The sequence below is a fragment of the Caldovatus sediminis genome, from assembly GCF_014644455.1.
Classification (GTDB): Bacteria; Pseudomonadota; Alphaproteobacteria; order Acetobacterales; family Acetobacteraceae; genus Caldovatus; species Caldovatus sediminis.
This window is the reverse complement of record NZ_BMKS01000005.1, coordinates 130,055-155,719: the sequence shown is the minus strand read 5'-3', so window position 1 is coordinate 155,719 and position 25,665 is coordinate 130,055. Positions and strand designations below refer to the sequence as shown.

Sequence of the window (25,665 nt, the reverse complement as noted above, 5' to 3'; positions counted from 1 at the left end):
GGGCGGCGATGCCGCCCGTCGCGGAGGAGCGGCGGGCGTCAGTACCGGTAGTAATAGCCCGGCGGCGGGCCGTAGGCGGGGGCATAGGCCGAACCGTAGGCCGGCGGCGGCGCCCCGTAATAGGACGTGGCCGGCGGCGGCGGCGACGGGGTGGTGGCCGCGCCGACCGCGGCGCCGCCAATGCCGCCGATCAGCGCCCCCGCGGCGGCGCCGCGCCCGCCGCCCGCGAGCCCGCCGATCGCCGCCCCGCCGAGCGCGCCGATGCCGGCACCGCCCAGCGCCCGCTGGCCCGGGTCGTAGGGATTGGTGCAACCGGCAGCGCCGGCCAGGGCGACGCCGGCCAGCAGCAGGGCGGTGGTCTTGCGGATCATCAGGACTGGCTTCTCCCCGAATCGGGACCGCGACATGAACGGCCCCGGCGAGGCCTGAATACCATATCTCCATCGCCGCTCAACGCGGAAGCGAGTCCCGCGCCGTCCCCGCAACCGTCGCGGGCACATCGAGGCCTGCGCCCGCGCCGGCCGGGGCGAGGCCACCGCGCCGCCCCGGCGCGGCGGATCAGGTGTTCATGGCGTCGAAGAAGTCCTGGTTGGTCTTGCTGTACTTCAGCTTGTCGAGCAGGAACTCCATCGCGTCCATCGTGCCCATCGGGTTCAGGATGCGGCGCAGCACCCACATCTTCGATAGCGTCGCGCGGTCCACCAGCAGCTCCTCCTTGCGGGTGCCGCTCTTGGTGATGTCGATCGCCGGGAAGACGCGCTTGTCGGAGAGCTTGCGGTCGAGGACGATCTCGCAGTTGCCGGTGCCCTTGAACTCCTCGAAGATCACCTCGTCCATGCGGCTGCCGGTGTCGATCAGCGCGGTGGCGATGATGGTGAGGCTGCCGCCTTCCTCGATGTTGCGCGCGGCGCCGAAGAAGCGCTTCGGCCGCTGCAGCGCGTTGGCGTCCACGCCACCGGTCAGCACCTTGCCCGAGGAGGGCACGACGCTGTTGTAGGCGCGGCCGAGCCGGGTGATCGAGTCGAGCAGGATCACCACGTCGCGCTTGTGCTCGACCAGGCGCTTGGCCTTCTCGAGCACCATCTCGGTCACCTGCACGTGGCGCGTCGCCGGCTCGTCGAAGGTCGAGGCGATCACCTCGCCGCGCACGGTGCGCGCCATGTCCGTCACCTCCTCCGGCCGCTCGTCGATCAGCAGCACGATGAGGAAGACGTCGGGGTGGTTGGCGGTGATGGACTTGGCGATGTTCTGCAGCATCACCGTCTTGCCGGTGCGCGGCGGCGCCACGATCAGCGCGCGCTGGCCCATGCCGATCGGCGCGATCAGGTCGATCACCCGCGGCGTGTAGTCCTTCTGCGGGCCCTTGGCGACCGACTCGAACTCCGGATGCTCCATCCGCAGCCGGCGGGTCGGGTAGAGCGGGGTCAGGTTGTCGAAGGTGATGCGGTGCTTGAGCGCCTCGGGCGGCTCGAAGTTCACCGAGGTGACCTTGAGCAGGGCGAAGTAGCGCTCGCCGTCCTTCGGGGCGCGGATCTGGCCTTCCACCGTGTCGCCGGTGCGCAGCCCGAAGCGCCGCACCTGCGCCGGCGAGACGTAGATGTCGTCCGGCCCGGGCAGGTAGTTCGCCTGCGGCGAGCGCAGGAAGCCGAAGCCGTCGGGCAGGATCTCGAGCGTGCCGTCGCCGTGGATCGGCTGCTCGTTCTCCGCCAGCTGCTTCAGGATCGCGAACATCATGTCCTGCTTGCGCAGGCTGGACGCGTTCTCGATCTGCAGGTCCTCGGCGAAGGAGAGGAGGTCGGAGGGGCTCTTGGCCTTGAGTTCTGAGAGGTGCATGGCTTGGACGCGTCCGGCAGAGATGGGCTGGATCGGGACCCTGGCTGCGACCGATCGGCCCGCGCGCCCGTCCCGGCAATGGCCAGGAAAGGCGCGACCGGCCCCCGTCGTTCCGCCGGATGCGCCCCGCCGGGGCGGGGCAAGGTCCGGCGATGTCCCGAGGAGGAGGAGGGAAGGCTAGCGGCGCGGATCGGCGGTTCCTCCGCCTGCGCCGCTGCCGGAAAGCCTCGCAACCCTATGCGGGGCGGGATTTTCCGTCAACCCGAAGGTTGTGATCCTTGCCGCGGTTTCAAGGGGTTGTGCGCCCGGGCTGCTGCCGCTCGCCGCTGCCGACGTCGCCCCGCCCACGGGGCGCTACCGCCGCGTCAGAACGGCTTGACGATCACCATCACGACGATCAGCACCAGCGCCAGGGTCGGCACCTCGTTCATCCAGCGCCAGTAGCGCGCGGAGTGCCGCCGCTCGTCCGCGAGCAGGTCCTTCCGGGCGTAGCCGAGATGGTGGTGGAACACCGTGAGGGCGATAAAGCCCGTCATCTTCGCGTGCCACCACCCGGCCCGCCAGTCCACCACCCCCGGGGTCAGCACCAGCGCCAGCCCGAACGCCCAGGCCGCGATCATCGCCGGGTTCATTATGCCGCGCAGCAGCCGGCGCTCCATCACCTTGAACAGCTCCGACGCCTCGGAGCCCGGCGCCGTCCCGCTGTGGTAGACGAACAGCCGCGGCAGGTAGAAAAGCCCCGCCATCCAGGCGACCACCGAGATCAGGTGCGCCGCCTTGACCCAGGCATACCAGGGGCCGAGCGCCTCGATCGTCATGCCGCCCCCCCTGCCGGGCCGTGCGGGGGCCGGCGGCGGGCGGCCATCCTCCTGCGCATGGCGGCGGCCTGCGGCATGTCCGGCATCACGGCGCGTCGCGGCAACGGCATCGGCGATCCCCCTCGCGGCAGCGTTCGTGACGCTAGCAGTCCGACCGCCCCTCCGGCGAGCCGAGGCCGAGCAGCCCCGGCAGGGCCTCCATCGCGAAGAACGGCTCCGCCCCGAGCCCGGCGAGGATCGCGGCCTCCGTCTCGCGCACGAAGCCGAGCACGCGGCATCCCGCCGCCAGCCCCGCGCGCACGCCGAGCAGGCTGTCCTCCACCACCACGCAGTCCGCGGGGTCGGCGCCGCAGGCCGCGGCCGCCGCGCGGTAGAGGTCGCCCGCGGGCTTGGGCCGCGGCACCTCCTCGAAGCTCAGCATGCGCCGCGGGCCGAACAGCGCGGCGAGGCCGAGCCGCTCGAGCTTCGCCACGAGCTCGAGCCGCGCCGAGTTGGAGGCGCAGGCGACCGGGATGCCCGCCGCCGCCACCGCGCGCACGGCGGCGGCGGCGCCGGGGATCGGCTCCACCTCCTCCCGCAGGGCGCGGGCGATGCGTTCCGACAGCTCGCGGCCCCAGCGCGGCGGCAGGGGGCCGGTGCGGGCCTCGATCACCGGCACCATGTCCGGCAGCGCCATGCCGAGGAAGGTCTCGCGCGCCTGCTCGCCGGTCATGCGCCAGCCGCGGGCGGTGAGCGCCTCGGCGACGATGCGGTTCACCAGGCCCTCGCTGTCGGCGAGCACGCCGTCGCAGTCGAACAGCACCGCGGCGGGGCGTGGGCGGCGGCGGGACGCGCTCACGGTGCGGCGCCGCTCCCCGCCCCCGGCGGCCGGCCGCTACTCGACGGCATAGATCGTGGGCTGTCCGACCGCCCGCCGTGGCAGGGCGTAGATGACGAAGGGTTCCGACTTCGGGCCGGGCATGCCGGGGGAGCCGAGCGGCATGCCGGGCAGCGCGATGCCCCGGATCGCCGGGCGCTCGACGAGCAGCCGCTCCACGACGCCGACCGGCACGTGGCCCTCGACCACGTAGCCGCCGACCAGCGTCGTATGGCAGCTCCCCAGCGCCTCCGGCACGCCGTGCTCGCGCTTGATCCGCGCGAGGTCGTCGGTCGCCACCACGCGCACGGCGTGGCCGCGCGCGCGCAGGTGGTCCGCGTAGTCCCCGCAGCAGCCGCAGTTCGCGTCGCGGTAGAGCACGGCCTCCGCCGCGCCGGGCCGGGCGGCGCGCGACGGCGCCAGAGGCGCGGCGGCAGCAGCGGCGAGCGTCGCGGCGGCGGTCCGACGGGTGATCTTCGAGGCCATGGGTCCCTCCATCATCCGGTCGCCGGGGCGGCGGCGCGCACGGCGCCGGCCCCGGCAAGGCCGTGCGGGCAGGCAGTGTGCGGCCGCGGGCACTGCCGCGCGCCGGCGAAGCTGCAGAGCGCCCGCCCGCTCGCCCGCGCCCGGCGCACCAGCCCGGCCAGCGCGGCGACGAAGGCGGCGTCGGCGTTCTGCGCCGGGGCCCGGAAATAGCCCGGCACGCCGAGCCGCTCGGCGAGGTGGCGGTACTCGACGTCCAGCTCGACCAGGGTCTCGGAGTGCTCGGAGACGAAGGCGATCGGGCAGACCAGCACGGCGACGCCCTCGCGCGCGGCGCGCCCGATCTCCTCCTCGGTCGAGGGGCCGATCCACCTCTGCGGCGTCACCCGCGACTGGTAGCAGATGGCGTGGTCGAGGCCGGGGATGCCGAGCGCCGCGCGCACCGCGGCGACGCTGCGCTCCACCTGCCACTGGTAGGGATCGCCGGCGCGCACGATGCCCTCCGGCAGGCCGTGCGCGGAGAACAGCACCCGCAGCGGGACCTCCGCCGGCAGCGCCGCGCGCGCCTCGTCATGGGCGCGGCGAAGGATCGCGGCGGTGGCCCGCACGAAGGCGGGGTCGGAGTGCCAGCAGCACAGCGTCGTCGTCGGCACGCCGCCGAGCCCGGCGCGCCCCGCCGCCTCCGCCCAGGCCGCGACCGAGGAGCCGGTCGTGGTGGTGGAATACTGCGGATAGAGCGGCAGCAGCAGGATCTCGTCCGGCGCCCAGGCCTTCACGGCCTGTGCCGCCGCGTCGCTCATCGGGTGCCAGTAGCGCATGGCGACGAAGCACTTCGCCTCGACGCCCGCCTCCTCCGCGAGCGCCGCCTCGAGCGCGCGCGCCTGCCGTTCGGTCAGCTCGAGCAGCGGCGACCGGCCGCCGAGCACCGCGTAGTTCTCCCGCGCCGGCCTGGTGCGCCGCCAGGCGATCAGCCGGCCGAGCCAGGGGCGCACGAAGCCCGGCACGCGCAGGATCGCGGGATCGGTGAACAGGTTCACCAGGAACGGCCGCACCGCCTCCGGCGAATCGGGGCCGCCGAGGTTGAACAGCACGATCGCGAGCCGGCGGCGGGGGATGGGCTGGTCCATCGGACTGGCAGATGAGCCTCGCGCGCCGGCGGTCAAGGCGCGCTCCGGGCGCGGACGGGCCGCCCTCAGGCGAGCCCGACCGGCGCCTGGCCCTCCGGCGCCTGCGCCCCGCCGCGGCGGCTCTGCCACAGCGCCACGAAGTCGATCGGCGCGAGCAGCACCGGCGGGAACCCGCCGTCGCGCGTCACGTCGGCGAGGATGTTGCGCGCGAAGGGGAAGAGCAGGCGCGGGCACTCGACCAGCAGCACGGGCTCGAGCAGGTTCGGCTCGATGGTGATGGTGAAGATGCCGCAATAGACGAGCTCGGCGATGAAGGCGGTCCGCTCGCCCGCCCGGGCGTCGCAGCGGATCTGCAGCGAGACCTCGTAGACGCCGGGCTGCTCCAGCGGCCGCGCCTGCACGTCGAGGGCGATGTCGATGCGCGGCTGCTCGCGCAGCGTGATGAAGATCTCCGGCGCCCCGGGCACCTCGAAGGAGAGGTCCTTGGTGTACTGCAGGTTGAGCACCAGCGGGCCCGGCGGCTGCGGCGCGCCGGCCGCGGGGTCGCCGGCGGCGCCGTTGCCGCCCGGAGATGGCGGAACCGGGGAGGAAGCATCGGACATGGGCGGACTCGGGCTCCGTCTGCGGCGAGGAAGGGCGGCGAGCGCTAGCACGGGCCGCGCGGAGCGGCCAGCCGCGCCGCTCGGCTGCCGGAACCGCGGGGTGGCGCCGGCGGCCATCGGGCTTCCGCCAGGTCCTGCTATCCAGCGGCCGATGACCTCCCCCGTCCCCCCGGCGCCGCCGGCCGCCGAGCGCCTCGACCGCTTCATGGCCCGCGCCGCCGCCGCCTACTACGCGGCGCGCGATCCCTTCGGCGCCGCCGGCGACTTCACCACCGCGCCGGAGATCAGCCAGGCCTTCGGCGAGTGCCTCGGCCTCTGGGCCGCCGTCACCTGGGCGCTGATGGGCCGCCCCGATCCGGTGCTGCTGGTCGAGCTCGGCCCCGGGCGCGGGACGCTGATGGCCGACGCCCTGCGCGCCGCGGCCGAGGTGGCGCAGCCCTTCCGCCGCGCCGTGCGAGTCCACCTGGTCGAGGCCTCGCCGCGGCTGCGGGCGGCGCAGCGGGCGCGGCTCGGCGATGCGGTCGCCGCCTGGCACGACGACCCCGCCGCGCTGCCGCCGGGCCCCGCCCTCCTCCTCGCCAACGAGTTCCTCGACGCCCTGCCGGTCCGCCAGTTCGTCCGCCGCGGCGCGGCATGGCGCGAGCGCTGGGTCGCCGACGGCGCCTTCCTCGAACTGCCGCCGGGCGAGGACGCCCCGCCCCTGCCGCCCGAGGCGCCGGAGGGCGCCGTCCTCGAGGTGAACGAGGCCGCCCGCGCGCTGGCCGCCGCGCTCGGCGCGCGCCTCGCCGCGCAGGGGGGCGCGGCGCTGATCCTCGACTACGGCCCGGCCGAGGGCGGTTTCGGCGACAGCCTCCAGGCCGTGCGCGCCCACGCCCGCGCCGATCCCCTGGCGGAGCCGGGCAGCGCCGACCTCACCGCCCATGTGGACTTCGCCGCCCTCGCCGCCGCCGCGCGCGCCGCCGGCGCCGCGGTGCACGGGCCGCTGCCGCAGGGGGTGTTCCTGCAGCGCCTCGGCCTCGCCAGCCGCGCCGCCATGCTCGCCGCGGCGCGGCCGGCGCAGGCCGCCGCGCAGCTTTCCGCCGCGCACCGGCTGATGGCGCCGGAGGGCATGGGGCGGCTGTTCAAGGCGCTCTGCCTGTGCCATCCGGGCCTCCCCGCCCCGCCCGGATTCGAGACCGCATGAGCGCCGCCGAATTCCTCGCCGCCGATTCGCTCGCCGGGCTGCGCCACGGCTTCTTCACCCGGCGCGGCGGCGTCTCCGGCGGGCCCTTCGCCACGCTCAACTGCTCGCTCAACGGCAGGGACGACCGCGAGTCGGTGCGACGGAACCGGGCGCGGGCGATGGACGCGCTCGGCCTGCCGCCCGCCGCGCTGCTCGGCCTGCACCAGGTGCACGGCGCCGCGGCCATCACGGTGGCGGCGCCCGGCGCCTGGGGCGAGGACGACCGCCCGCAGGCCGACGCGCTGGTGACCGACCGGCCGGGCGTCGCCCTCGGCGTCGTCACCGCCGACTGCGCCCCGGTGCTGCTCGCCGACGCCGCGGCCGGCGTGGTCGGCGCCGCCCATGCCGGCTGGCGCGGCGCCGTGCTCGGCGTGCTCGAGGCGACGGTGGCGGCGATGGAGCGCCTCGGCGCCGTCCGCGCCCGCATCGCCGCGGCGATCGGCCCCTGCATCCGCCAGCCGAGCTACGAGGTCGGCCCCGACCTGCGCGAGGCGGTGCTCGCGCGCGATGCCGCGGACGCGCGCTTCTTCGCCCCCGGCCGGCGCGAGGGGCGCTGGCAGTTCGACCTGCCCGGCTACTGCGCCGCGCGCCTCGCCGCCGCCGGTCTGCGCGCCGTCGAGACGCTCGCCGCCGACACCCTCGCCGACGAGGCGCGCTTCTTCTCGCACCGGCGCAGCATGCTCGCGGGCGGCGGGCCGATCGGGCACCAGCTCTCGGCGATCGCCCTGGCGCCGGCGTGAGGGGCCGCAGCCGATGCCCTACCTGGTGATGTTCCTCGTGATGATCCTGCTGACGCTGCTGGTCTCCTGTGTCCTGGCGATCTGACCGGCGCGCCCCGCGGCGCCGGCGCGCGCCGCTGCTGGCGCTGCTGGCGCCGCTCGCCCTGGCGGCCTGCGGCGACCTGCCGCAGCCCTTCCGCGGCCGGCCCGGCGCGCTGGGCGCGCAGCTCGCCGCGCCGCCCGCGCTGCGCATCGCGGTGCCGAGCCCGACGGAGGCGCTGCTCGCCGCCGACTCCGCCGACCTGCTCGCGGAAGCCCTCGCCGAGGCGCTGCGCGCGGCCGAGATCCCGGCCGCCGCGACCGAGCCGCTGCCGCTCGACTGGCGCCTCCGCGTCGAGGCGCGGCGCGAGGGCGGCGCGCGCGCCGTGGTGCCGCGCTTCGCCCTGGCCGACGCCGACGGGACGGAACTCGGCGCCGTCACCGGCGCCCCGGTGCCGCTGCGCGCCTGGGCGGAGGGCGACGCCGAGGCGCTGCGCGCCGCCGCGCGCGCGGCGGCGCCGGGCATCGCCGAGATCGTCGTGCGGGTGGAGGCGGCGCGCAAGGCGACCGACCCGGCGGCGCTCGCCGCCGGCCCGCCGCGGCTCCGCCTGATGCCGGTGCGCGGCGCGCCGGGCGACGGCAACACGGCGCTCACCGCGCGCATGCGCGAGTTCCTCGCCGGCCGCGGCTTCCTCGTGCAGGACGGCGCCGACCGCGCGGAGTTCGGCGTGGAGGGCGTGGTGGCGATGGCGCCGGGCGCGAGCCCCGCGGTGCAGCGCGTCGAGGTCCAGTGGATCGTCACGCGCCGCGACGGCCAGGAGCTCGGCCGCGTCCTGCAGCTCAACGAGGTGCCGCGGGGTTCGCTGGACGGCCTGTGGGGCGACGTCGCCTACGTGGTGGCGCAGGAGGCCTCGGGCGGCGTGCGCGACGTGATCCGCAATGCCGGCGGCCTGCCGGGGCCGGCCCCCGCCGCATCGCCGGCCTCCGCCGCCCCGCAGGCGCGACCGCCGGCGGACCCGCCGGCGCCGCCGCGCCTGCGCTGAGCGGGGTCGGGACGCCGCCGCAAGCGACTGCGCGATTTACACGATTCGGCCGCATTGCTAGACACCCGCCGCCCGCCGCCCGGACGGCGCCCGGAGTGTCCCCGCGGATGAAGATCGTCGCCTGCAACTCCAACCGCCCGCTGGCCGAGGCGGTGGCCGCGGCCCTCAACCTGCCGCTGACCAACGCCTCCATCCGCCGCTTCGCGGACATGGAGGTGTTCGTCGAGATCCACGAGAACGTCCGCGGCGAGGACGTCTTCGTCATCCAGTCCACCTCCTACCCGGCCAACGACAACCTGATGGAGCTGCTGATCACGCTCGACGCGCTCAAGCGCGGCTCGGCGCGGCGCGTGACGGCGGTGATCCCCTATTTCGGCTACGCGCGGCAGGACCGGAAGAGCGGGCCGCGCACGCCGATCAGCGCCAAGCTCGTCGCCAACCTGATCACCGCGGCCGGCGCCAACCGCGTGCTGACCATGGACCTGCACGCGGCGCAGATCCAGGGCTTCTTCGACATCCCGGTGGACAACCTGTTCGCCGCCCCCCTCTTCGCGCGCGACATCCAGCAGCGCTACGCCGGGCGCGAGCTGATGGTCGTCTCGCCCGACGTCGGCGGCGTGGTGCGCGCGCGCGCCATCGCGGCCCGGCTCAACGTGGACCTCGCCATCATCGACAAGCGCCGCCCGCGCGCCGGCGTCTCCGAGGTGATGAACGTGATCGGCGAGGTCGAGGGGCGCGACTGCATCCTCGTGGACGACATCGTGGACTCCGGCGGCACGCTCTGCAACGCGGCGGAGGCGCTGCTCAGGAACGGCGCGCGCTCCGTCAGCGTCTACGTCACGCACGGCGTCTTCTCGGGCGGCGCCGTGGCGCGCATCGGCGCCGCGCCGATCGAGATGATGACCGTGACCGACAGCATCGCCGCGACCGAGGCGGTGCGGGTCTCGAAGAACGTCCGCCAGCTCACCATCGCGCCCCTGATGGCCGAGGCGATGCGGCGGATCTCGGAGGAGAGTTCCGTCTCCTCCCTGTTCTGCTAGCCTTGGTCCCCGGCCCGCGCCCGCGCCGCCGCCAGGCGGGCGGCCCGCGGGCGCGACGACGCCCTGGGGAGAGGAACGCATGAAGCTCTACTACTCGCCCGGCGCCTGCTCGATCGGCATCCACCTGCTGCTCGAGGAGATCGGCAAGCCGTACGAGACGGTGCTGACCAACACGCGCGAGGGCGCGCAGTTCAGGCCCGAGTTCGTGGCGATCAACCCGAAGTCCAAGGTGCCCACCCTGGTGCGCGACGACGGCTCGGTGCTGACCGAGTACCCGGCGATCGCCTTCTGGCTCGCCCGCACCAACCCCGAGGCGAAGCTGCTGCCGGACGACCCGGAGGCGCAGGCCCGCGCGCTGGAGTTCATCGACTACTGCGTGGCGACGATGCACATGCAGGGCTTCTCGCGCATCTTCCGCCCGGCGAATTTCTCGCCCAACGAGGCCGACCACCCGGCCGTGCGGGCGCGCGGCGAGGAGATCTTCAGCCGCGGCCTCGCGCTGATGGACAAGGCGCTCGAGGGCAGGGAGTACCTGCTCGGCCGCTTCTCCATCGCCGACTCGGCGCTGTTCTACTGCTGCTTCTGGTGGGCGGAGCGGCTGGGGAAGCCGCTGCCGCCCAACGTCGCCGCGCACTACGCGCGCATGCGGGCGCGGCCCGCCGTGCAGCGCACGCTGCAGGCCGAGGGGCTGGGCTGAGCGGCATGGCGGCAGAGCGCCTCGACCCCGTCGCCTTCTGGTTCCTCCGCCACGGCGAGACCGACTGGAACGCGCGCGGCCTGTCCCAGGGCAGCACCGACATCCCGCTCAACGCCGTGGGCGTCGCCCAGGCGCGGCGCGCGGCGCTGACCCTCCTCGGCAGGGGCGTCGCCGCCATCGTCTCCTCGCCGCTCGAGCGCGCGCGGCACACGGCCGAGATCGTCGGCGAGGCGCTGAGGCTTCCGGTCGCGATCGAGGAGGACCTCCGCGAGGTCCGCTTCGGCGCGCAGGAAGGCCAGCCGATGGGCGACTGGTACGACGACTGGATCGCCGGCGCCTACACGCCCGAGGGCGCGGAGACCTTCGCCGAGCTCCGCGCCCGCGCCGCCGCCGCGGTCAACCGCGCGATCGCGCGGCCCGGGCCGGTGCTGGTGGTCGCGCACGGGGCGCTGTTCCGCGCGCTGCGGCAGGTGATGGGCATGCAGCCCAACGTCCGCACGCCCAACGCCCTGCCGCTGTGGATCGAGCCGCCGCCGCCGGGCGCGGCCGCGTGGCGGATCACCCCGGCGGAACTGGCGCCGGAGACGGCGCAGTAGCGGCGGGGGCGGCGCCCCCTCCCCCGCGCGGCCGGCGGCTGCCGGCCCGGCGCGCGGTTGCGCCGCCCGCCCCGATCGGCTATCCGCCCCCTTCGCGCCGGCACCCCTGGAGGCCGGCGCCATTCGTTTCCCGACACACTCAACCTCGCGAGGAGCACGGACGGGCCATGGTCCAGACGATCCGGATCGAGGCCGTGGCGCGCGAGCGGGCCGGCAAGGGGGCGGCGCGCGCGACCCGGCGGGCCGGGCAGGTGCCCGGCGTCATCTACGGCGCCAAGCGGGAGGCGACGCTGATCGCCCTCGACCCGCGCGACCTGATCAAGGAGCTGCAGAAGGGCGGCTGGCAGAGCCACCTCTTCGAGGTCGCCGTCCGCGACGGCGCCACCGAGCGCGCCCTGATGCGCGACGTGCAGTTCCACCCGGTCACCGACCGGCCGATCCATGTGGACTTCCAGCGCCTGGCCCCGGGCCAGCGCATCCGCGTCCGCGTGCCGGTGGCGTTCCTCAACGAGGGCAGCTCGCCGGGGCTGAAGGCCGGCGGCGTGCTCAACCTCGTCCGCCGCGAGGTCGAGGTCCAGGCCGACCCCGACGCGGTGCCGGAGCGGTTCGAGATCGACCTCGGCGCGGCCGAGATCGGCGACACGCTGCGCTGGTCCGCCATCAGGGACCATTTCGGCACCCAGCCGGTGATCGCCGACCGGGACTTCGTGGTGGCGACCATCGCGCCGCCCACGACCGAATCGGCCGAGGCCGCGGCCGGCGCGAACCTGCCGCCGCCGCCGCCCGAGGCGATCCGCCAGAAGGCGCCCGCGGCGGGCGCGACCTCCGCCCCCGGCGGCGGCAAGGGCGGCGCGAAGGCGGGCGGCAAGGGCGGCAAGAAGTAGGGACCCGCCCCCGCCATGCTGCTCTGGGTCGGGCTCGGCAACCCCGAGCCATCCCAGGCGCGCCACCGCCACAACATCGGCTTCATGGCGCTCGACGCCATCGCGCGCCGCCACGGCTTCGGGCCGTGGCGGTCGCGCTTCAAGGGGCTCGTCGCCGACGGCACCATCGCCGGCGAGCGCATTCTCGCGCTGAAGCCGATGACCTATATGAACCTCAGCGGCGATTCGGTGCAGCCGGCCTGCGCCTTCCACAGGATCCCGCCCGAGGACCTCTGGGTGTTCCACGACGAGCTCGACCTGGCGCCGGGCAAGGTGCGGGTGAAGCGCGGCGGGGGCGTGGCGGGCCACAACGGGCTGCGCGACATCAAGCGCGCGCTGGGCACGCCGGACTTCTGGCGGGTGCGCATCGGCATCGGCCATCCGGGCCGGAAGGAGCTGGTGACGGGCCACGTGCTGGGCAATTTCGCCAGGACCGACGCGCCCTGGGTCGAGGCGCTGCTCGACGCCATCGCCGAGGCGGCGCCGCTGCTCGCGCAGCGCCGGCCCGAGGAGTTCATGACGCGCGTCGCCCTGCTGACGCAGCAGGCCGAGGAATCGTCGCGGTGATCGGGAGCGGCGCCGAGGAGGAGGCGGAGGCCGGGCTCGCCGGCGGCGTCGGCGGCCCCTCGCCCGAGGACTGGGCGAACGGCGAGGCGGCGCTCGCCGCCGGCCTGGTCCGCGGGGCGCGGGCCCTGGCCGAGACCGCCGCGGCGCTGCGCCGCGCGGCGGCGCCGGCGCCGGGCGAGCCGCCGGGCGACGTGCGGCGGCTGCGCGCGGCGCTGCACGCGGCCGGCGAGGCCGCGCTGCGCGCCGCCCTGGCGCTCGAGGCGGCCGAGGCGCTGGCGCAGCCCGGGGCCGACGCGGCGGCGCGGGCGCGCCGGATCGCCGAGGCGGCGCGGCGCGCGGGCGCGGCGCCGGCCGCGGTGGCGCCGCTGCTGCGCGCCGCGGCGCTCGCCTTCCGCAGCGACGACGCGGCGGCGCGGATCGCGGCGGGCCTGGCGGCGCAGGAGCTGGCGGCGCGGCTCGCGGCCGAGCCGGCCGTCGCCCCGCCCGGCGCGGCACGGGGCGGGTGAAGGCCCAGGGCGGACCGCGGACGGCCGGGAACAGCCGGGAGCGCGGATCCGCCCGGCAGACAACGGGCGAGGGAGGCCCCCTCCCCGCGGACAGGAACGGCGCCGCGACGCGGCGGCGCATCGGAACGAGACCATCATGGGATTCAATTGCGGCATCGTCGGCCTGCCGAACGTCGGCAAGTCCACGCTCTTCAACGCGCTGACGCAGACCGCGGCGGCGCAGGCGGCCAACTACCCCTTCTGCACCATCGAGCCGAACGTCGGCCGCGTCGCCGTGCCCGACCCGCGGCTCGAGGCGATCGCGCGCGTCGCGAAGTCGGCCAGGATCGTCCCGACCAGCCTGGAATTCGTCGACATCGCCGGCCTGGTGCGCGGCGCGAGCAGGGGCGAGGGCCTCGGCAACCAGTTCCTCGCCAACATCCGCGAGGTGGACGCGATCATCCACGTGCTGCGCTGCTTCGAGGACCCCGACGTGACGCATGTCGAGGGCGGCGTGGACCCGATCCGCGACGCCGAGACGGTCGAGACCGAGCTGATGCTCGCCGACCTCGACAGCCTGGAGAAGCGCGTCGTCGGCCTCGCCAAGCGCGCCCGCGGCGGCGACAGGGAGGCGGCCGCGCAGCTCGCGCTGATCGAGCCGATCCTCTCGGCGCTGCGCGCCGGCCGGCCCGCGCGGACCGCCGTGCCGAAGGGCGAGGAGGCGGCGGCGCGGCGGCTGCAGCTCCTGACCACCAAGCCGGTGCTCTACGTCTGCAACGTGGAGGAGGCCGCCGCGGCGACCGGCAACGCGCACAGCGCCCGGGTCCTCGCCCGCGCCGCGGCGGAGGGCGCCGGTGCCGTCGTCGTCTCCGCCGCGATCGAGGCCGAGATCGCGCAGATGCCGGAGGCCGACCGCAGGGAGTTCCTCGCCTCGCTCGGGCTCGCGGACAGCGGGCTGGATCGCGTCATCCGCGCCGGCTACGCGCTGCTCGGCCTGATCACCTTCTTCACCGCGGGGCCGAAGGAGACGCGCGCCTGGACCGTGCCGCAGGGCACCAGGGCGCCGCAGGCCGCGGGCGTCATCCACGGCGACTTCGAGCGCGGCTTCATCGCCGCCGAGACCATCGCCTACGAGGACTACATCGCCTGCGGCGGCGAGCAGGGGGCGAAGGAGGCGGGCAGGATGCGCGTCGAGGGCAAGGAGTACGTCGTGCGCGACGGCGACGTGATGCTGTTCCGCTTCAACGTCTGAGCGGCGCGCCTACAGCCCCGCGTCCTCCGGCACCACCACCCGTCCGTCCGGCTCCACCCGCGCCGCCACCGCCTCGAGGTGCTCGTTGTAGCAGGGGCCGGAGAGGCAGAGCCCGTCCTCGACCCGGAACCGCGCCCCGTGCGCGGAGCAGACGATCTTCTCCCGCTTCGCGTCGAGGAAGCGGTCCGGCGCGGGCTCCAGCGGCAGGCCGATATGCGGGCAGGAGTTCACATAGACCCAGACCCGCCGCCCGCGGCGGATCGCGAACAGCCCGGTGAAGGCGCCCGGCGCCGGCGGGAAGCCCTTGGCCCCGCCGTCCGGGATGTCCTCCAGCCGGCAGAGGACCCGCTCGCCCGCGGCGATGCCGCTCATTCCCGCGTCAGGCCCAGCCGGGCGTGCCATTCGGCGATGCTCTCCTCGGGGTAGCGCCGGTGCCGGCGGTCGCGCGGTCCGGCCTCGACCTCCACCCAGGGCGCCTTGAACTCCAGCATGACGTGCGTGCGCTCGGGCGGCACCGGCAGTGGCGTGTCGATCGCCGAGGCGAAGGGGTGCACCAGCTCCGGCCAGCGTTCGTCGTAGAGCCACAACGCCGAGCCGCAGCGGGCGCAGAAATGCCGCTCCGCCGGGCTGGTGTGGGCGCGCGAATCCTCCGGATCGCGGATCCGCGCGTGGTAGATCGCGACGTGCTTCCGCCCGGTCACGCGCAGCGTCGCGCTCTCGGCGCCGAGGTTGATCGCGTAGCCGCCCCCGCCCTGGGTCTTGCGGCAGACCGAGCAGTAGCAGCGCTGGTAGGGATAGGGATGCGCCGACTCCACGCGGAAGCGCACCGCGCCGCAGTGGCAGGACCCCTCGAGCAGCATCACCCGCCCTCCTCCCATCCGCCCATCCGCGCCAGGATGCGCCAATGGTCGGGCGAGACGGGCATCACGGACAGGCGCGGCTGCCGCACCAGGGCGAGGTCGGCGAGAGCCGGCTCCGCCTTGATCGCGGCGAGGGTCACGGGCCTCGGCATCGGCCCCAGCGCCTTCACGTCCACGCAGACCCAGCCCCGGCCGGTGTCGTCCGTCGGGTCGGGATAGGCCTCGCGCACCACCTCGACGACGCCGACGATCTCCCTGCCGGTGTTCGAGTGGTAGAAGAAGGCGCGGTCGCCCTTGCGCATCGCGCGCAGGTGCCGGGCGGCGAGGGCGTTGCGCACCCCGGTCCAGGGCTCGACGCCGTTCCTCACCTGCTGCTCCCAGGAGAAGGCCTCCGGCTCGGACTTCACCAGCCAGTAGCGCCGCGCGTCCTGCGGCATCGGCGTCAGCCCGCCCGCGCCCCGTCCCCGCGGACGAGGCGGAAGCGCCGGATCCCGGCGGCGCAGGGATCGGATGCGGCCAAGGGCCGGGCGACGACGGCCTCGTCCGCCGCCCCGACCGCGAAGGGCGAACCGGGCGGGGCGCCGGCCGCGCCCGGCATCGCCCGCGCCGCCACGGCGCGGCGCTTGCGGTCGCGATGCGCCGGGCGCGCGGCCGGGCGCGTCCCGCCCGCCCCGGCCCGGTCCCGGCAGATGATGGCGTACAGCATGCGTCCCGCTCCCCCGCCCCGGCGGCCCCGTGCGTCCCGGCACGTAACGTCCGGCGCCCGGCGCTTCAATCCGGCGCGAGGGTAGCCTAGGTAGGGGCCGTGGACGCCACCCCCCCGATAACCGCCGCCGCGGCGCCGCCGGCGCCGCGGTCGCTGCACCGCTTCGCCAATCCCGGCCGCTTCCTGCGGGCGAGCGGGCGCGTGCTGCCCTGGCTCTCGGCGGCCGCGGCCGGCGTGCTGGCGGCGGGCGTGGCGTGGGCTCTCGCCTTCTCGCCGCCGGACTGGCAGCAGGGCGAGACGGTGCGGATCATGTACGTCCACGTGCCGATGGCCTGGCTCGCCATGGGGGGCTACCTGGCGCTCGCCCTCGCCTCGGCGGCCGCGCTGGTCTGGCGGCATCCGCTGGCCGACCTCCTCGCGCGGGAGCTCTCGCCGGTCGGCGCGGTGGTGACGGCGCTCTGCCTCGCCACCGGCAGCCTCTGGGGCAGGCCGATGTGGGGGACCTGGTGGGTGTGGGACGCGCGGCTGACCTCGGTGCTGGTGCTGTTCTTCCTCTGGCTCGGCCACGCCGCGCTGGTGCGCGCCTTCGACGAGCCGGAGCGCGGGGCGCGCGCGGGCGCGATCCTCGCCCTGATCGGCGTGGTGAACCTGCCGATCGTGAAGTTCTCGGTGGACTGGTGGAACACGCTGCACCAGCCGGCGAGCGTGACCCGCCTCGGCGCGCCGGCGATGCACGTGGAGATGCTCTACCCCCTGCTGGTCTGCGCGCTCGGCTTCGCGCTGGCCTTCGCCGCGCTGGTGCTGGCGCGCACCCGCGCGGCGGTGATGGAACGCCGCATCCGCGCGCTGGAGCTGGCGCGGGCGCGGCGGGAGGAAAGGGGCATGGCGGCGTGACGCTGCACTGGGCGCATGTGGCGGCCTCCTACGCGCTGGCGGCGCTCGGCCTCGGCGCGCTCGCCCTCGGCGCCTGGCTCAGGCACCGCGCGGCGCGGCGGCGGCTGGCGGCGCTCGACCCGCGCGCCGCGGCGCGGGACGGCGCGGCATGACCCGCAAGCGGCGGCGCCTCGCCATCCTCCTGCTGTGCGGCCTCGGCCTCGGCAGCGCGACGGCGCTGACGCTGGCGGCGTTCCGGGACAACCTGGTGTTCTTCCTCTCCCCCTCCGACCTCGCCGCGAAGCCGCCGCCCGCCGACCGCGCCTTCCGCCTCGGCGGCCTGGTCGAGGCCGGCAGCGTCGAGCGCGCGACCGGCGCCGACGGCCGCCCCACCGCGCGCTTCCGCGTCACCGACGGGGCGCACGCGATCAGCGTCGTCTACGCCGGGATCCTCCCCGACCTGTTCCGCGAGGGGCAGGGCGTGGTGACGCTCGGCCGGCTCGGCCCGGACGGCGTGTTCCACGCCTCCGAGGTGCTGGCCCGCCACGACGAGACCTACATGCCGCCCGAGGTCGCGGACGCGCTGAAGCGCGCCGGGCACTGGGACCCGTCGCAGGGCGCGGCGCCGCCGGCGGGCGGCTGGAACACGCTCTCGCCGCGGCCGGGAGGGTGAGCGGCATGGGCGGCTTCCCGGCCCGCGGGGCGACCCTCCGCTCCCCGGCGCGCGGCGGCGGGGCGTCATGATCCCGGAGCTCGGCCACTTCGCCCTCGCGCTCGCCTGCGTCCTCGCGCTGGCGCAGGGGGCGGTGCCGCTGCTCGGCGCGCAGCGGCGCGACCCCCGGCTGATCGCGCTCGGCCCGCCGCTCGCCGCCGGGCAGCTGGTCGCCGTCGCCGCCGCCTTCGCCGCGCTGCTGTGGAGCTTCGCGGTCAACGACACGACCGTGCTCGGCGTGGTGCAGAACAGCCACTCCGCCAAGCCGCTGCTCTACAAGCTGACCGGCACCTGGGGGAACCACGAGGGCTCGATGGTCCTCTGGGTGCTGATCCTGGCGCTGTGCGGCGGCGCGGTGGCGGGCTTCGGGCGGGACCTGCCGGGGGCGCTGCAGGCGCGCGTGCTCGCCGTGCTGGGGCTGGTCGGCGTGGGCTTCCTGCTGTTCATCCTCGCCACCTCCAATCCCTTCGCGCGGGTCTGGCCGCCGCCGGCGGACGGGCAGGGGCTCAACCCGGTGCTGCAGGACCCCGGCCTCGCCCTCCACCCGCCGCTGCTCTACCTCGGCTATGTCGGCTACGCGGTGACCTTCGCCTTCGCCGTCGCGGCGCTGATCGAGGGCCGCGTGGACGCCGCCTGGGGGCGCTGGGTGCGGCCCTGGGCGCTCGCCGCCTGGGCGTTCCTCACCCTCGGCATCGCGCTCGGCTCCTGGTGGGCCTACTACGAGCTCGGCTGGGGCGGCTACTGGTTCTGGGACCCGGTGGAGAACGCCTCGCTGCTGCCCTGGCTCGCCGGCACGGCGCTGCTGCACTCCGCGATCGTGGTGGAGAAGCGCGAGGCGCTGAAGGTCTGGACCGTGCTGCTGGCGCTGCTCGCCTTCGCCCTCTCGCTGCTCGGCACCTTCCTCGTGCGCTCGGGGGTGCTGAACAGCGTGCACGCCTTCGCCAGCGACCCGACGCGGGGCGTGTTCATCCTCGCCCTGCTCGCGCTCTACGTCGGCGGCGCCTTCGCGCTGTTCGCCTGGCGCGCGCCGGCGATGGCGCCGACCGGGGTGTTCGCGCCGCTGTCGCGCGAGGGCGCGCTGGTGCTGAACAACCTGTTCCTGTGCTCGATCTGCGCGGTGGTGCTGGTCGGCACGCTCTACCCGATGTTCGCGGACCTGGTGCTCGGGGTGAAGATCTCGGTCGGGCCGCCCTTCTTCAACGCGGCGACCCTGCCGCTGGCGGCGCCGCTGATCCTCGCCATGCCGCTCGGCGCGCTGCTGCCCTGGAAGCGGGCACGGCTGTGGCCCGTCCTGCAGCGCCTGTGGTGGGCGGCGCTCGCCGCGGCCGCCGCGCTGCTCCTGGCCCTCGCGCTCGCCGGCGAGCGGGTCTGGCCGGCGCTCGGCTTCGCCGCCGCGGTCTGGCTGGTGGCGGGCGCCGCGGCCGACCTCGCCGACCGCATCGCGCTGTTCCGTCGGCCTGCCGCCGCCTGGGCGCGCGCGCGCGGCCTGCCGCGCGCCGCCTGGGGCGGCGCGCTCGCCCATGCCGGGCTCGGCGTGACCTGCGCCGGCATCGCCGGGATGGGCCTCGCGACCGACGCGCTGGTCGCCCTGAAGCCCGGCGAGAGCGCGCGCCTCGCCGGCTACGAGTGGCGGCTCGAGGGGGTGCGCGACGCGGCGGGGCCGAACTGGACCGCGCGCCGCGCCACCGTGACCGTCGCCCGCGACGGCGCCGCGGTCGCCGTGCTCGAGCCGGAGCGCCGCTTCTTCCCGGTCGGCCGCGAGACCACCACCGAGGCGGCGATCCACACCAACGGGCTGCGCGACCTCTACGTCGTGCTCGGCGAGGAGCGCGACGGCGCCGCCGTGCTGCGCCTGCACCACAACCCGCTCGCGCCCTGGATCTGGCTCGGCGCGGCGGTGATGGCGCTGGGCGGCGGGCTGTCGCTGTCCGACCGCCGCGTCCGCGTCGCCGCGCCCGCCCCGAAGGGAGCGCCCGCCCCCGCATGAGCGACACCGGCACCACCACGACGACGCCCGCCGCCGCCCCGCCCGGGCGCGGCCCCGGCCACGACCGCGACGCGCGCCCCGCCGGCGAGGCGGCGGCCCCGCCGCGCGCCGCCGGGACGCGCCGGCGCTGGGTGCTCTACGCGCCGCTCGCGCTCGCCGGCGGCGCCTTCCTCGGCTTCTACGCCCTGCTGCGCGGCCTGGGGACGGGGAGCTACGACCCGCGCGGCGTCCCCTCGGCGCTGATCGGCCGGCCGGTGCCCGACTTCGCCCTGCCGCCGCTCGAGGGCGCGGAGCTGCCCGCGCTGGGCGCCGCCGACCTGCGCGGCGGCCTCGCCGCGCCGGTGCTGGTCAATTTCTGGGCCTCCTGGTGCGTGCCCTGCGTCGTCGAGCATCCGATGCTGATGCGCCTCTCGCGCGAGGGCGTCCCGGTCTTCGGCATCAACTACAAGGACCGGGCGGAGGACGCCCGCGCCTTCCTGCGCCGCCACGGCAACCCCTACGCGCGGCTCGGCGTCGACCAGCCGGGGCGCGTCGCGATCGACTGGGGCCTCTACGGCGTGCCGGAGACCTACCTGGTGGACCGGACCGGCGTCGTCCGCTGGCGCTGGGCCGGGCCGATCACGCCGCAGATCCTGGAGAGCGACCTCCGACCGCTGCTCAGGCGACACGCGTGACGACGATCCGCCCCCGGCGCGCCGCGATCCTGCCGGCGCTGCTGCTCGCGCCGCTGCTGTTCCCGGCGGCGGCGCCCGCCGCCGTCGGCGACCCGCGCGAGCGCCTCGCCGATCCGGCGCAGGAGGCGCGCGCCCGGGCGATCGGGCGCGAGCTGCGCTGCCTCGTCTGCCAGAACCAGTCCATCGAGGACAGCAACGCCGACCTCGCCCGCGACCTGCGCCTGATCGTGCGCGAGCGGATCGCGCAGGGGGCGACCGACGCGGAGGTGGTCCGCTACCTGCACGAGCGCTACGGCGACTTCGTGCTGCTGCGCCCGCCCGTCACCGCCGCCACCGCGCTGCTCTGGGCCGCGCCGGCCCTGGCGCTGGCGGGCGGCGCCACGGCGATCCTGCTCGCGCTCCGCCGCCGCCGCGTCGCGCCGGACGCCGTGGTGGAGGAGGCCGCCGCGCCGCTGACCGAGGCGGAGCGCGCGCGCCTCGCCGCGATCGAGGCAGCGGCGGCCGAGAGGGACCGGCGCCCGTCGTGACCTGGCTCGCCCTCGCCCTGCTCGCCGCGGCGGCGCTGGCGCCGCTCGCCCTAGCCCTGCTGCGCCCGCCGCGCCGCGCGCCGCGCGGCCGGCGCGAGGCCGACCTCGCCCTCTACCGCGCCCAGCTCGCCGAGCTCGACCGCGAGCGCGAGGCCGGGCGGCTGGACGCGGCCGCGCACCGCGCCGCGGTCCTCGAGGTGCAGCGCCGCCTGATCGGCACGCCGGACGAGGAGACGGCGGCGCCGGGCCGCCGTCCCTCCTCCGCGCTCGCCCTCGCGCTGGTCCCGGCGATCGCGGCGCTGTCGCTGGGGCTCTACCTCTGGCGCGGCGCGCCGGGCCTGCCCTCCGCGCCCCATGTCGAGCGCGCCGAGGCGGCGCGGCGCGAGGAGGCGCTGCTGGCCGAGCTGCGCGCCCGCCTCGCCCGGCTCGATCCGGCGAGCGAGACGGCGCGGCAGGGCTACCTGCTGCTCGGCAACGCCGAGCGCGCGCGCGGCAACCTCGCGGGTGCGGCGGAGGCCTGGACGCGGGCGCTGGGCGCGCGCTTCGACCCCGGCCTCGCCGGCGACCTCGCGGAGGTGGAGCTGGAGCGCGGCGAGACCGAGGCCGCGACGCGCTGGATCACCCGCGGCCTCGCCGAGGCGCCGCGCGATCCGCGGCTCCGCTTCCTCGCCGGGCTGGCCGAGGCGCGGGCCGGGCGGCCGGAGACGGCGCGCGCGGCCTGGCGCGCGCTGCTCGCCGACGCGCCGCCGGACGCGCCGTGGCGGACGCTGGTCGAGCGGCGGCTGAACGAGCTGCCCTGAGCCGCGCGGCGGCGCGGGGTCAGGCCGCGCCGCGGCCGTGCCGGCCCGGATCGTTCGCCGGGCGCGGCGGCGGCTCGCCGGTGTCCACCGCCGGCACGGCGGTCGCCTGGGCGATGGTCAACACCCCGTCGAGCAGCATCCGCGCGGCGACGAAGGCGAGCAGCCCGATCAGGCCGAGCGCCGGATTGGCCAGCGCGATCACGCCGAAGGCGATCGCCACCGCCCCGCGCAGCAGGAACAGCCACCAGCGGCGCGCGAGGCCGCGCACCGCGGCATGTTCGCCGGCCGCGCCGGGATGGCCGAGGGAAGGCGGCGCCGCAGCGCGCCGGGGATCGGTGGCGGACGAGGCCATGGCGCGGCGCGTTCCTTTCGCTCGGGGCGGTCGAACGCCGGGCCGCATGGGCCCGAGGCGATCCGGGAGCGAACGCCGCGCGGGGGGCGGGATTGCCCCTGCCGCGGGCCGCGCCATGCGCGCCGACGGGCGGGGCGATGCATCGCGCGCCGGCCTCCCCATCTTCCGGGGCGGCGGCCCCTGTGGCGATGCTCGGCGCGGCCGCAGCGGGGCGCCTTGCGCCCGAGGAGGAGGCGATGGAGCGGGAGATCCGGACGGTCGGGCCCACCGGCGTCGCGGAGACGGTCGGCGCGGCGCTGCTCGCGCAGGGCTTCGCCCATGTCCGCGCCCCGCGGATGCGCGCCCTGCTGGAGGCGGCGGGCGCCGCGGACTGGGAGGGCTTCGCGGCGAGCTGGGACGACCTCGGCCTCGACACCTACATGGCCGACGGCGGCCGCTACCGCCGGCGCCGCTTCGCCTGCTTCGCCGCCACGCCCGCAGGCATCCGCCGCAAGCCGCACCAGCCGCACTACCAGAGCCGCGACTACAACCCGCTGAACGGCGGCATCGAGCGCTGGTTCGAGCCGGTGACCGAGGCGATTGCCGCGCATCCGACGATGCGCGCCGTCCTCGCCACCTGCCATCGGCTCTTCGACCGGCTGACGCCGCCCGGCACACGCCCCGACTCCTGGCATGTCGAGGTCCACCAGTTCCGCATCGAGGCCCGCCCCGGCGAGGCCGGCCGGCCGACGCCCGAGGGCATGCACCGCGACGGCGTGGACTGGGTGCTGGTGCTGCTGGTGCGGCGCGAGAACGTGGCGAGCGGCGAGACCTCGATCCACGACCTGCAGCGCCGGCCGCTCGGCAGCTTCACCCTGGCCGAGCCGATGGACGCCGCCCTGGTGGACGACAACCGGTGCTATCACGGCGTGACGCCGGTGCTGCCGGTGGATCCCGCCCGCCCGGCCTATCGCGACGTGCTGGTGGTCACCTTCCGGCGCGGCTGAGGAGCGGCGGTCCGGCCGGCGCGGCGGACGAAGGGCGGACGCCGCGCGTCCGCGCCCGAGGCGGCCCGCGGGGGGGGGCGAACCCCGGAGCGAGGATCGCAGGGCTAGGCACAGCCGCCGATTGAGGCATTATGGTGTCCCCGTGCCGAGCGTCATGCCGGGGGGAAAGCCGCCCGCCGCCGGAGAGGCCGGCACGGCGCCCGCCCTGGTGCAGGAGGCCCGCATGCCGATTTCCGCCGCCGCGCGTCCGCGACTCGCCGTCCGCCTCGGCGCCGCCGCCCTGCTCGGCCTTGCCGCCGCCTGCGCGCCGCCGACCACCAACACCACCGTCGGCGTCGGCGCGATGGGCGTGCAGGGCTACGCGACCTACGGCACGATCGTCCAGATGCGCCCCGTCCGCATGGCCGGCACGCGCAGCGGCGCCGGCGCGGCGATCGGCGCCGGCGCCGGCGGCCTGGTCGGCAGCACGATCGGCCAGGGCTGGCGCGAGCGCACGGTCGCCGGCGTGGGCGGCGCGCTGATCGGCGGCCTCGCCGGCGCGGCGATCGAGGAGGGCGCCACCGGCGGCGTCGGCTACGAGTTCATCATCCAGGAGGACGGCCGCCCCACCCCGATCACGGTCAACCAGACCAACGAGGAGGGGCTGCGCCCGGGCGAGCGCGTGGTGATCACCCGCACGGACCGCGTGCGCATCGCCCGCGCGGTCGGCGCCCCGCCGCCTCCGGCCTACGGCTACGGCGCGGCGGTGAAGTAGCGCCGCCGCGGCTCTGGCCGCGCGGCGGCGCGGCGTGTATGGAGGCGCGCCGCCATGCTCGCCCCCAGCCCTGCCGAAACCGCCGCCACGACGATCCCGGTGCGGCACTTCGACGCCGCCGCGCCGCGGCGCCTCGAGCGCGCGCTCGCCGACCTCGCCGAGGGGGCGCGGCGCTGGCGGCTGGCGGCGGCGCTGGCGCGGCTCGACATCCGCAACCGCTACCGCGGCTCGGTGCTCGGGCCGATCTGGCTGACGCTGTCCACCGCGGTGATGCTGGCCGCGCTCGGCTTCCTCTATTCCCGGCTGTTCCAGCTTCCGGTCGGCGACTACCTGCCCTGGCTCGCGGTCAGCCTGATCCTGTGGAACGTGATCGCCGTCTCGGTCGGCGAGGCCTGCACCTGCCTCACCGCCGCGGAGTCGGTGATCCGCCAGCTCCCGCTGCCGCACACGGTGCACGCGCTGCGCTGCGTGATGCGCAACGCCATGGTCGCGGCGCACAACCTGCCGCTGATCGCGGTGGTGTTCCTGGTCTTCGGCGTCGCGCCGGGCTGGGGCGCGCTGCTCGTCCTGCCCGGCCTCGTCCTGTTCGCGCTCAACGCCTTCGCGGCCTCGCTGCTGCTCGGCATGCTCTGCGCGCGGTTCCGCGACATCGGGCCGATCGTGGCGAGCGTGATGCAGATCGCCTTCTTCGTCACGCCGGTGATCTGGAAGCCGGAGCTGCTCGATCCGGCGTCCCGGCGGCTGCTGCCGCTCAACCCCTTCCATGCGGTGATGGAGACCGTGCGCGGGCCGCTGCTCGAAGGCGGTGGCGGCGCGTGGGTCTGGGCCGCGGCGTTCGCCTGGACCGCGGCGCATTGCGCCCTGGCCTTCGCCTTCTTCGTCCGCTTCCGCGGCCGGGTCGCCTTCTGGGTCTAGCGGAGGCCGCCCGCCGATGGCCCGCATCCTGGCCGAGGGGATCTCCGTCGAGTTCCCGCTCTACCACCTCGGCGCGCGGTCGCTGAAGAAGCGCCTGCTCGCCGCCACGCCGCTCCGGCTGCGCACCGACGACGCCAACCGCGTCGTCGTCGCCGCGCTGCGCGACCTCAGCTTCGAGATCGCGCGCGGCGAGCGGGTGGCGCTGGTCGGGCGCAACGGCGCGGGCAAGACGACGCTGCTCCGCACCCTCGCCGGCGTCTACGAGCCGGTGGCGGGGCGGCTGACGGTGGAAGGCGCGGTCGGCTCGCTGATCGACCCGGCCGCCGGGATGGACCCGGACGCGACCGGGCGCGAGAACATCGTGCTGCGCGCGCTCTACCGCGGCATGACCGCGGTCGAGGGCACCGCGCTGGCCGAGGAGGTGGCGGCCTTCGCCGGCCTCGGCGAGTTCCTCGACGTGCCGGTGCGCACCTACTCGGCGGGGATGCACGTGCGGCTCGCCTTCGCCATGGCGACGGCGATGACGCCGCAGGTGCTGCTGATGGACGAGTGGTTCCTGGCCGGCGACGCGGAGTTCATGGAGAAGGCGGAGCAGCGCCTCTCCCGCCTGGTCTCCGACGCCGACATCCTGGTGCTCGCGACGCACGACCTGGCGGTGGTGCGCAACTGGTGCACGCGGGCGATCCGGCTCGAGGGCGGGCGCATCATCGGGGACGGGCCGGTCGCCGAGGTCCTCGCCGCCGACTGAGCGATCGCCGCCCGTCCGGGGCGGGGCGGCGCCCGTCGCGGAACCGGGGCCGGCCGCGCCGGCGCCGCCTGACGGGCGTGGCGCCGCGCGGCGCCGCGGAACCGCGGCCTCGCCCGGCGCCCGGCGGGCTCCGTTCCGCATCGGTTCCGGCCGCGCCGGCCATCGCATCGGGAGCGCCCAGGCCGCGCCTGGCGGGGACTCGCCGGGCATTCGCCCCACAATCCGCCGCGCAACGATCCGAATATCGTTACGAAACGACTCGTTCTCGAATCCCTGCAATCGTGCTTCTTTCGAGACGAAGTAATGTAACTGTTGCGATTTCGTTTTTCTCCTGAAGGTTTCCCATCAGAACGCGACTTTCCTGTCCAGACGCATTTTGGTGTTGCCTCACGGTTTATGTCTGATCTTTTCTCTCCCCCGCTACGCGATCACGCGATCGCGAGACAAGGGGGGTCTCAGCACCTATGAC

At 76.0% G+C, this 25,665-nt stretch carries 33 protein-coding genes; 21 read left to right on the top strand and 12 right to left on the bottom strand.

Annotated features, from left to right (window positions below; all coding sequences use genetic code 11):
• Positions 1-38: 38 nt before the first annotated feature.
• The 7 genes from IEX99_RS10210 to secB all read right to left on the bottom strand — a co-directional run bounded on the left by IEX99_RS10210 (position 39) and on the right by secB (position 5,719).
• Positions 39-371: a cell envelope biogenesis protein OmpA gene (locus IEX99_RS10210; RefSeq protein WP_229677923.1), complete on the bottom strand. Its 333-nt coding sequence runs from the start codon at positions 369-371 to the stop codon at positions 39-41.
• Positions 372-558: 187 nt separating this feature from the next.
• The gene (rho, locus tag IEX99_RS10205; protein WP_188899934.1) at positions 559-1,833 is read right to left on the bottom strand and encodes a transcription termination factor Rho; all 1,275 of its coding nucleotides are present in this window, start codon (positions 1,831-1,833) and stop codon (positions 559-561) included.
• Between the two features lie 365 nt (positions 1,834-2,198).
• Positions 2,199-2,651, bottom strand: a complete 453-nt coding sequence (gene hemJ, locus IEX99_RS10200) for a protoporphyrinogen oxidase HemJ (RefSeq protein ID WP_188899933.1) — start codon at positions 2,649-2,651, stop codon at positions 2,199-2,201.
• 142 nt (positions 2,652-2,793) lie between these two features.
• Positions 2,794-3,489, bottom strand: a complete 696-nt coding sequence (locus IEX99_RS10195; protein WP_188899932.1) for an HAD family hydrolase — start codon at positions 3,487-3,489, stop codon at positions 2,794-2,796.
• A 36-nt stretch (positions 3,490-3,525) separates the two neighbouring features.
• Positions 3,526-3,993: a DUF411 domain-containing protein gene (locus IEX99_RS10190; protein ID WP_188899931.1), complete on the bottom strand. Its 468-nt coding sequence runs from the start codon at positions 3,991-3,993 to the stop codon at positions 3,526-3,528.
• 11 nt (positions 3,994-4,004) lie between these two features.
• Positions 4,005-5,117: a ferrochelatase gene (hemH, locus tag IEX99_RS10185; RefSeq protein ID WP_188899930.1), complete on the bottom strand. Its 1,113-nt coding sequence runs from the start codon at positions 5,115-5,117 to the stop codon at positions 4,005-4,007.
• A gap of 65 nt (positions 5,118-5,182) precedes the next feature.
• Positions 5,183-5,719 carry a protein-export chaperone SecB gene (secB, locus tag IEX99_RS10180; protein WP_188899929.1) on the bottom strand — a complete coding sequence of 179 codons (537 nt, stop codon included), beginning with the start codon at positions 5,717-5,719 and terminating at the stop codon, positions 5,183-5,185.
• A 151-nt stretch (positions 5,720-5,870) separates the two neighbouring features.
• Here secB and IEX99_RS10175 point away from each other — a divergent pair, with 151 nt between their 5' ends.
• The 10 genes from IEX99_RS10175 to ychF all read left to right on the top strand — a co-directional run bounded on the left by IEX99_RS10175 (position 5,871) and on the right by ychF (position 14,302).
• Complete coding sequence (locus tag IEX99_RS10175; RefSeq protein WP_188899928.1) at positions 5,871-6,902, top strand: class I SAM-dependent methyltransferase; 1,032 nt, start codon at positions 5,871-5,873, stop codon at positions 6,900-6,902.
• Positions 6,899-7,681 carry a peptidoglycan editing factor PgeF gene (pgeF, locus tag IEX99_RS10170; RefSeq protein ID WP_188899927.1) on the top strand — a complete coding sequence of 261 codons (783 nt, stop codon included), beginning with the start codon at positions 6,899-6,901 and terminating at the stop codon, positions 7,679-7,681. The genes IEX99_RS10175 and pgeF overlap by 4 nt, the downstream gene beginning before the upstream one ends.
• 68 nt (positions 7,682-7,749) lie before the next feature.
• Positions 7,750-8,742 carry a hypothetical protein gene (locus IEX99_RS10165; RefSeq protein ID WP_188899926.1) on the top strand — a complete coding sequence of 331 codons (993 nt, stop codon included), beginning with the start codon at positions 7,750-7,752 and terminating at the stop codon, positions 8,740-8,742.
• Between the two features lie 107 nt (positions 8,743-8,849).
• On the top strand, positions 8,850-9,782 hold the full coding sequence (locus IEX99_RS10160; RefSeq protein ID WP_188899925.1) for a ribose-phosphate pyrophosphokinase: 933 nt from the start codon (positions 8,850-8,852) through the stop codon (positions 9,780-9,782).
• 79 nt (positions 9,783-9,861) lie between these two features.
• Positions 9,862-10,479, top strand: coding sequence for a glutathione S-transferase family protein (locus tag IEX99_RS10155; RefSeq protein WP_188899924.1), 618 nt, complete (start codon positions 9,862-9,864; stop codon positions 10,477-10,479).
• A 5-nt stretch (positions 10,480-10,484) separates the two neighbouring features.
• On the top strand, positions 10,485-11,075 hold the full coding sequence (locus IEX99_RS10150) for a histidine phosphatase family protein (RefSeq protein WP_188899923.1): 591 nt from the start codon (positions 10,485-10,487) through the stop codon (positions 11,073-11,075).
• Positions 11,076-11,242: 167 nt separating this feature from the next.
• Entirely contained in the window at positions 11,243-11,959 is a 717-nt protein-coding gene (locus IEX99_RS10145) for a 50S ribosomal protein L25/general stress protein Ctc (protein ID WP_188899922.1), read from the top strand.
• Between the two features lie 15 nt (positions 11,960-11,974).
• Positions 11,975-12,565: an aminoacyl-tRNA hydrolase gene (gene pth, locus IEX99_RS10140; protein ID WP_188899921.1), complete on the top strand. Its 591-nt coding sequence runs from the start codon at positions 11,975-11,977 to the stop codon at positions 12,563-12,565.
• Positions 12,562-13,071, top strand: coding sequence for a hypothetical protein (locus IEX99_RS10135; protein ID WP_188899920.1), 510 nt, complete (start codon positions 12,562-12,564; stop codon positions 13,069-13,071). Before pth ends, IEX99_RS10135 begins: the two co-directional genes overlap by 4 nt.
• Before the next feature lie 136 nt (positions 13,072-13,207).
• Positions 13,208-14,302, top strand: a complete 1,095-nt coding sequence (gene ychF / locus IEX99_RS10130) for a redox-regulated ATPase YchF (RefSeq protein ID WP_188899919.1) — start codon at positions 13,208-13,210, stop codon at positions 14,300-14,302.
• 9 nt (positions 14,303-14,311) lie between these two features.
• Here the strand turns inward: ychF and IEX99_RS10125 are convergent, their stop codons facing one another.
• The 4 genes from IEX99_RS10125 to IEX99_RS10110 are packed head-to-tail and all read right to left on the bottom strand — an operon-like array spanning position 14,312 to position 15,868.
• Complete coding sequence (locus IEX99_RS10125; RefSeq protein WP_188899918.1) at positions 14,312-14,674, bottom strand: Rieske (2Fe-2S) protein; 363 nt, start codon at positions 14,672-14,674, stop codon at positions 14,312-14,314.
• Positions 14,671-15,162, bottom strand: a complete 492-nt coding sequence (locus IEX99_RS10120) for a GFA family protein (protein WP_188899917.1) — start codon at positions 15,160-15,162, stop codon at positions 14,671-14,673. Before IEX99_RS10120 ends, IEX99_RS10125 begins: the two co-directional genes overlap by 4 nt.
• Positions 15,162-15,599, bottom strand: coding sequence for an EVE domain-containing protein (locus IEX99_RS10115; RefSeq protein ID WP_188899916.1), 438 nt, complete (start codon positions 15,597-15,599; stop codon positions 15,162-15,164). Before IEX99_RS10115 ends, IEX99_RS10120 begins: the two co-directional genes overlap by 1 nt.
• Before the next feature lie 5 nt (positions 15,600-15,604).
• Positions 15,605-15,868 carry a YciI family protein gene (locus IEX99_RS10110; protein WP_188899915.1) on the bottom strand — a complete coding sequence of 88 codons (264 nt, stop codon included), beginning with the start codon at positions 15,866-15,868 and terminating at the stop codon, positions 15,605-15,607.
• Between the two features lie 99 nt (positions 15,869-15,967).
• Here IEX99_RS10110 and IEX99_RS10105 point away from each other — a divergent pair, with 99 nt between their 5' ends.
• The 7 genes from IEX99_RS10105 to ccmI all read left to right on the top strand — a co-directional run bounded on the left by IEX99_RS10105 (position 15,968) and on the right by ccmI (position 21,441).
• Positions 15,968-16,762, top strand: a complete 795-nt coding sequence (locus IEX99_RS10105; protein WP_229677922.1) for a heme ABC transporter permease — start codon at positions 15,968-15,970, stop codon at positions 16,760-16,762.
• Positions 16,759-16,914, top strand: coding sequence for a heme exporter protein CcmD (locus IEX99_RS10100; RefSeq protein WP_188899914.1), 156 nt, complete (start codon positions 16,759-16,761; stop codon positions 16,912-16,914). The genes IEX99_RS10105 and IEX99_RS10100 overlap by 4 nt, the downstream gene beginning before the upstream one ends.
• Positions 16,911-17,414, top strand: a complete 504-nt coding sequence (gene ccmE, locus IEX99_RS10095) for a cytochrome c maturation protein CcmE (protein ID WP_188899913.1) — start codon at positions 16,911-16,913, stop codon at positions 17,412-17,414. The genes IEX99_RS10100 and ccmE overlap by 4 nt, the downstream gene beginning before the upstream one ends.
• Positions 17,415-17,481: 67 nt before the next feature.
• A complete protein-coding gene (locus tag IEX99_RS10090; RefSeq protein ID WP_188899912.1) occupies positions 17,482-19,440 on the top strand; it encodes a heme lyase CcmF/NrfE family subunit in 1,959 nt (652 codons plus the stop codon).
• Positions 19,437-20,114, top strand: coding sequence for a DsbE family thiol:disulfide interchange protein (locus tag IEX99_RS10085; RefSeq protein ID WP_188899911.1), 678 nt, complete (start codon positions 19,437-19,439; stop codon positions 20,112-20,114). Before IEX99_RS10090 ends, IEX99_RS10085 begins: the two co-directional genes overlap by 4 nt.
• Positions 20,115-20,119: 5 nt before the next feature.
• Positions 20,120-20,641 carry a cytochrome c-type biogenesis protein gene (locus IEX99_RS10080; protein ID WP_456304527.1) on the top strand — a complete coding sequence of 174 codons (522 nt, stop codon included), beginning with the start codon at positions 20,120-20,122 and terminating at the stop codon, positions 20,639-20,641.
• Positions 20,638-21,441 carry a c-type cytochrome biogenesis protein CcmI gene (ccmI, locus tag IEX99_RS10075; protein ID WP_188899910.1) on the top strand — a complete coding sequence of 268 codons (804 nt, stop codon included), beginning with the start codon at positions 20,638-20,640 and terminating at the stop codon, positions 21,439-21,441. The genes IEX99_RS10080 and ccmI overlap by 4 nt, the downstream gene beginning before the upstream one ends.
• Before the next feature lie 19 nt (positions 21,442-21,460).
• Here ccmI and IEX99_RS10070 read toward each other — a convergent pair whose 3' ends face one another.
• Entirely contained in the window at positions 21,461-21,793 is a 333-nt protein-coding gene (locus IEX99_RS10070) for a hypothetical protein (RefSeq protein ID WP_188899909.1), read from the bottom strand.
• 236 nt (positions 21,794-22,029) lie between these two features.
• Here IEX99_RS10070 and IEX99_RS10065 point away from each other — a divergent pair, with 236 nt between their 5' ends.
• From IEX99_RS10065 to IEX99_RS10050, 4 genes are all read left to right on the top strand, one after another.
• Positions 22,030-22,779 carry a 2OG-Fe dioxygenase family protein gene (locus IEX99_RS10065; RefSeq protein ID WP_188899908.1) on the top strand — a complete coding sequence of 250 codons (750 nt, stop codon included), beginning with the start codon at positions 22,030-22,032 and terminating at the stop codon, positions 22,777-22,779.
• 223 nt (positions 22,780-23,002) lie between these two features.
• Complete coding sequence (locus tag IEX99_RS10060; RefSeq protein WP_229677921.1) at positions 23,003-23,533, top strand: glycine zipper 2TM domain-containing protein; 531 nt, start codon at positions 23,003-23,005, stop codon at positions 23,531-23,533.
• 54 nt (positions 23,534-23,587) lie between these two features.
• Positions 23,588-24,448, top strand: coding sequence for an ABC transporter permease (locus IEX99_RS10055; RefSeq protein ID WP_188899907.1), 861 nt, complete (start codon positions 23,588-23,590; stop codon positions 24,446-24,448).
• Between the two features lie 16 nt (positions 24,449-24,464).
• Entirely contained in the window at positions 24,465-25,196 is a 732-nt protein-coding gene (locus IEX99_RS10050) for an ABC transporter ATP-binding protein (protein ID WP_188899906.1), read from the top strand.
• The last annotated feature ends 469 nt before the right edge of the window (positions 25,197-25,665 follow it).

What these genes read in the sequence shown, in the direction of transcription:
- IEX99_RS10120 (WP_188899917.1), bottom strand. Translation starts at nt 15,162, where the DNA reads ATGCTGCTCGAGGGGTCCTGCCACTGCGGCGCGGTGCGCTTCCGCGTG.
- IEX99_RS10050 (WP_188899906.1), top strand. Translation starts at nt 24,465, where the DNA reads ATGGCCCGCATCCTGGCCGAGGGGATCTCCGTCGAGTTCCCGCTCTAC.
- ychF (WP_188899919.1), top strand. Translation starts at nt 13,208, where the DNA reads ATGGGATTCAATTGCGGCATCGTCGGCCTGCCGAACGTCGGCAAGTCC.
- ccmE (WP_188899913.1), top strand. Translation starts at nt 16,911, where the DNA reads ATGACCCGCAAGCGGCGGCGCCTCGCCATCCTCCTGCTGTGCGGCCTC.
- IEX99_RS10190 (WP_188899931.1), bottom strand. Translation starts at nt 3,993, where the DNA reads ATGGCCTCGAAGATCACCCGTCGGACCGCCGCCGCGACGCTCGCCGCT.
- secB (WP_188899929.1), bottom strand. Translation starts at nt 5,719, where the DNA reads ATGTCCGATGCTTCCTCCCCGGTTCCGCCATCTCCGGGCGGCAACGGC.
- IEX99_RS10090 (WP_188899912.1), top strand. Translation starts at nt 17,482, where the DNA reads ATGATCCCGGAGCTCGGCCACTTCGCCCTCGCGCTCGCCTGCGTCCTC.
- pth (WP_188899921.1), top strand. Translation starts at nt 11,975, where the DNA reads ATGCTGCTCTGGGTCGGGCTCGGCAACCCCGAGCCATCCCAGGCGCGC.
- IEX99_RS10160 (WP_188899925.1), top strand. Translation starts at nt 8,850, where the DNA reads ATGAAGATCGTCGCCTGCAACTCCAACCGCCCGCTGGCCGAGGCGGTG.
- rho (WP_188899934.1), bottom strand. Translation starts at nt 1,833, where the DNA reads ATGCACCTCTCAGAACTCAAGGCCAAGAGCCCCTCCGACCTCCTCTCC.
- IEX99_RS10175 (WP_188899928.1), top strand. Translation starts at nt 5,871, where the DNA reads ATGACCTCCCCCGTCCCCCCGGCGCCGCCGGCCGCCGAGCGCCTCGAC.
- hemH (WP_188899930.1), bottom strand. Translation starts at nt 5,117, where the DNA reads ATGGACCAGCCCATCCCCCGCCGCCGGCTCGCGATCGTGCTGTTCAAC.
- IEX99_RS10055 (WP_188899907.1), top strand. Translation starts at nt 23,588, where the DNA reads ATGCTCGCCCCCAGCCCTGCCGAAACCGCCGCCACGACGATCCCGGTG.
- IEX99_RS10110 (WP_188899915.1), bottom strand. Translation starts at nt 15,868, where the DNA reads ATGCTGTACGCCATCATCTGCCGGGACCGGGCCGGGGCGGGCGGGACG.
- IEX99_RS10115 (WP_188899916.1), bottom strand. Translation starts at nt 15,599, where the DNA reads ATGCCGCAGGACGCGCGGCGCTACTGGCTGGTGAAGTCCGAGCCGGAG.
- IEX99_RS10085 (WP_188899911.1), top strand. Translation starts at nt 19,437, where the DNA reads ATGAGCGACACCGGCACCACCACGACGACGCCCGCCGCCGCCCCGCCC.
- hemJ (WP_188899933.1), bottom strand. Translation starts at nt 2,651, where the DNA reads ATGACGATCGAGGCGCTCGGCCCCTGGTATGCCTGGGTCAAGGCGGCG.
- IEX99_RS10070 (WP_188899909.1), bottom strand. Translation starts at nt 21,793, where the DNA reads ATGGCCTCGTCCGCCACCGATCCCCGGCGCGCTGCGGCGCCGCCTTCC.
- pgeF (WP_188899927.1), top strand. Translation starts at nt 6,899, where the DNA reads ATGAGCGCCGCCGAATTCCTCGCCGCCGATTCGCTCGCCGGGCTGCGC.
- IEX99_RS10060 (WP_229677921.1), top strand. Translation starts at nt 23,003, where the DNA reads ATGCCGATTTCCGCCGCCGCGCGTCCGCGACTCGCCGTCCGCCTCGGC.
- IEX99_RS10150 (WP_188899923.1), top strand. Translation starts at nt 10,485, where the DNA reads ATGGCGGCAGAGCGCCTCGACCCCGTCGCCTTCTGGTTCCTCCGCCAC.
- IEX99_RS10210 (WP_229677923.1), bottom strand. Translation starts at nt 371, where the DNA reads ATGATCCGCAAGACCACCGCCCTGCTGCTGGCCGGCGTCGCCCTGGCC.
- IEX99_RS10065 (WP_188899908.1), top strand. Translation starts at nt 22,030, where the DNA reads ATGGAGCGGGAGATCCGGACGGTCGGGCCCACCGGCGTCGCGGAGACG.
- IEX99_RS10145 (WP_188899922.1), top strand. Translation starts at nt 11,243, where the DNA reads ATGGTCCAGACGATCCGGATCGAGGCCGTGGCGCGCGAGCGGGCCGGC.
- IEX99_RS10125 (WP_188899918.1), bottom strand. Translation starts at nt 14,674, where the DNA reads ATGAGCGGCATCGCCGCGGGCGAGCGGGTCCTCTGCCGGCTGGAGGAC.
- IEX99_RS10155 (WP_188899924.1), top strand. Translation starts at nt 9,862, where the DNA reads ATGAAGCTCTACTACTCGCCCGGCGCCTGCTCGATCGGCATCCACCTG.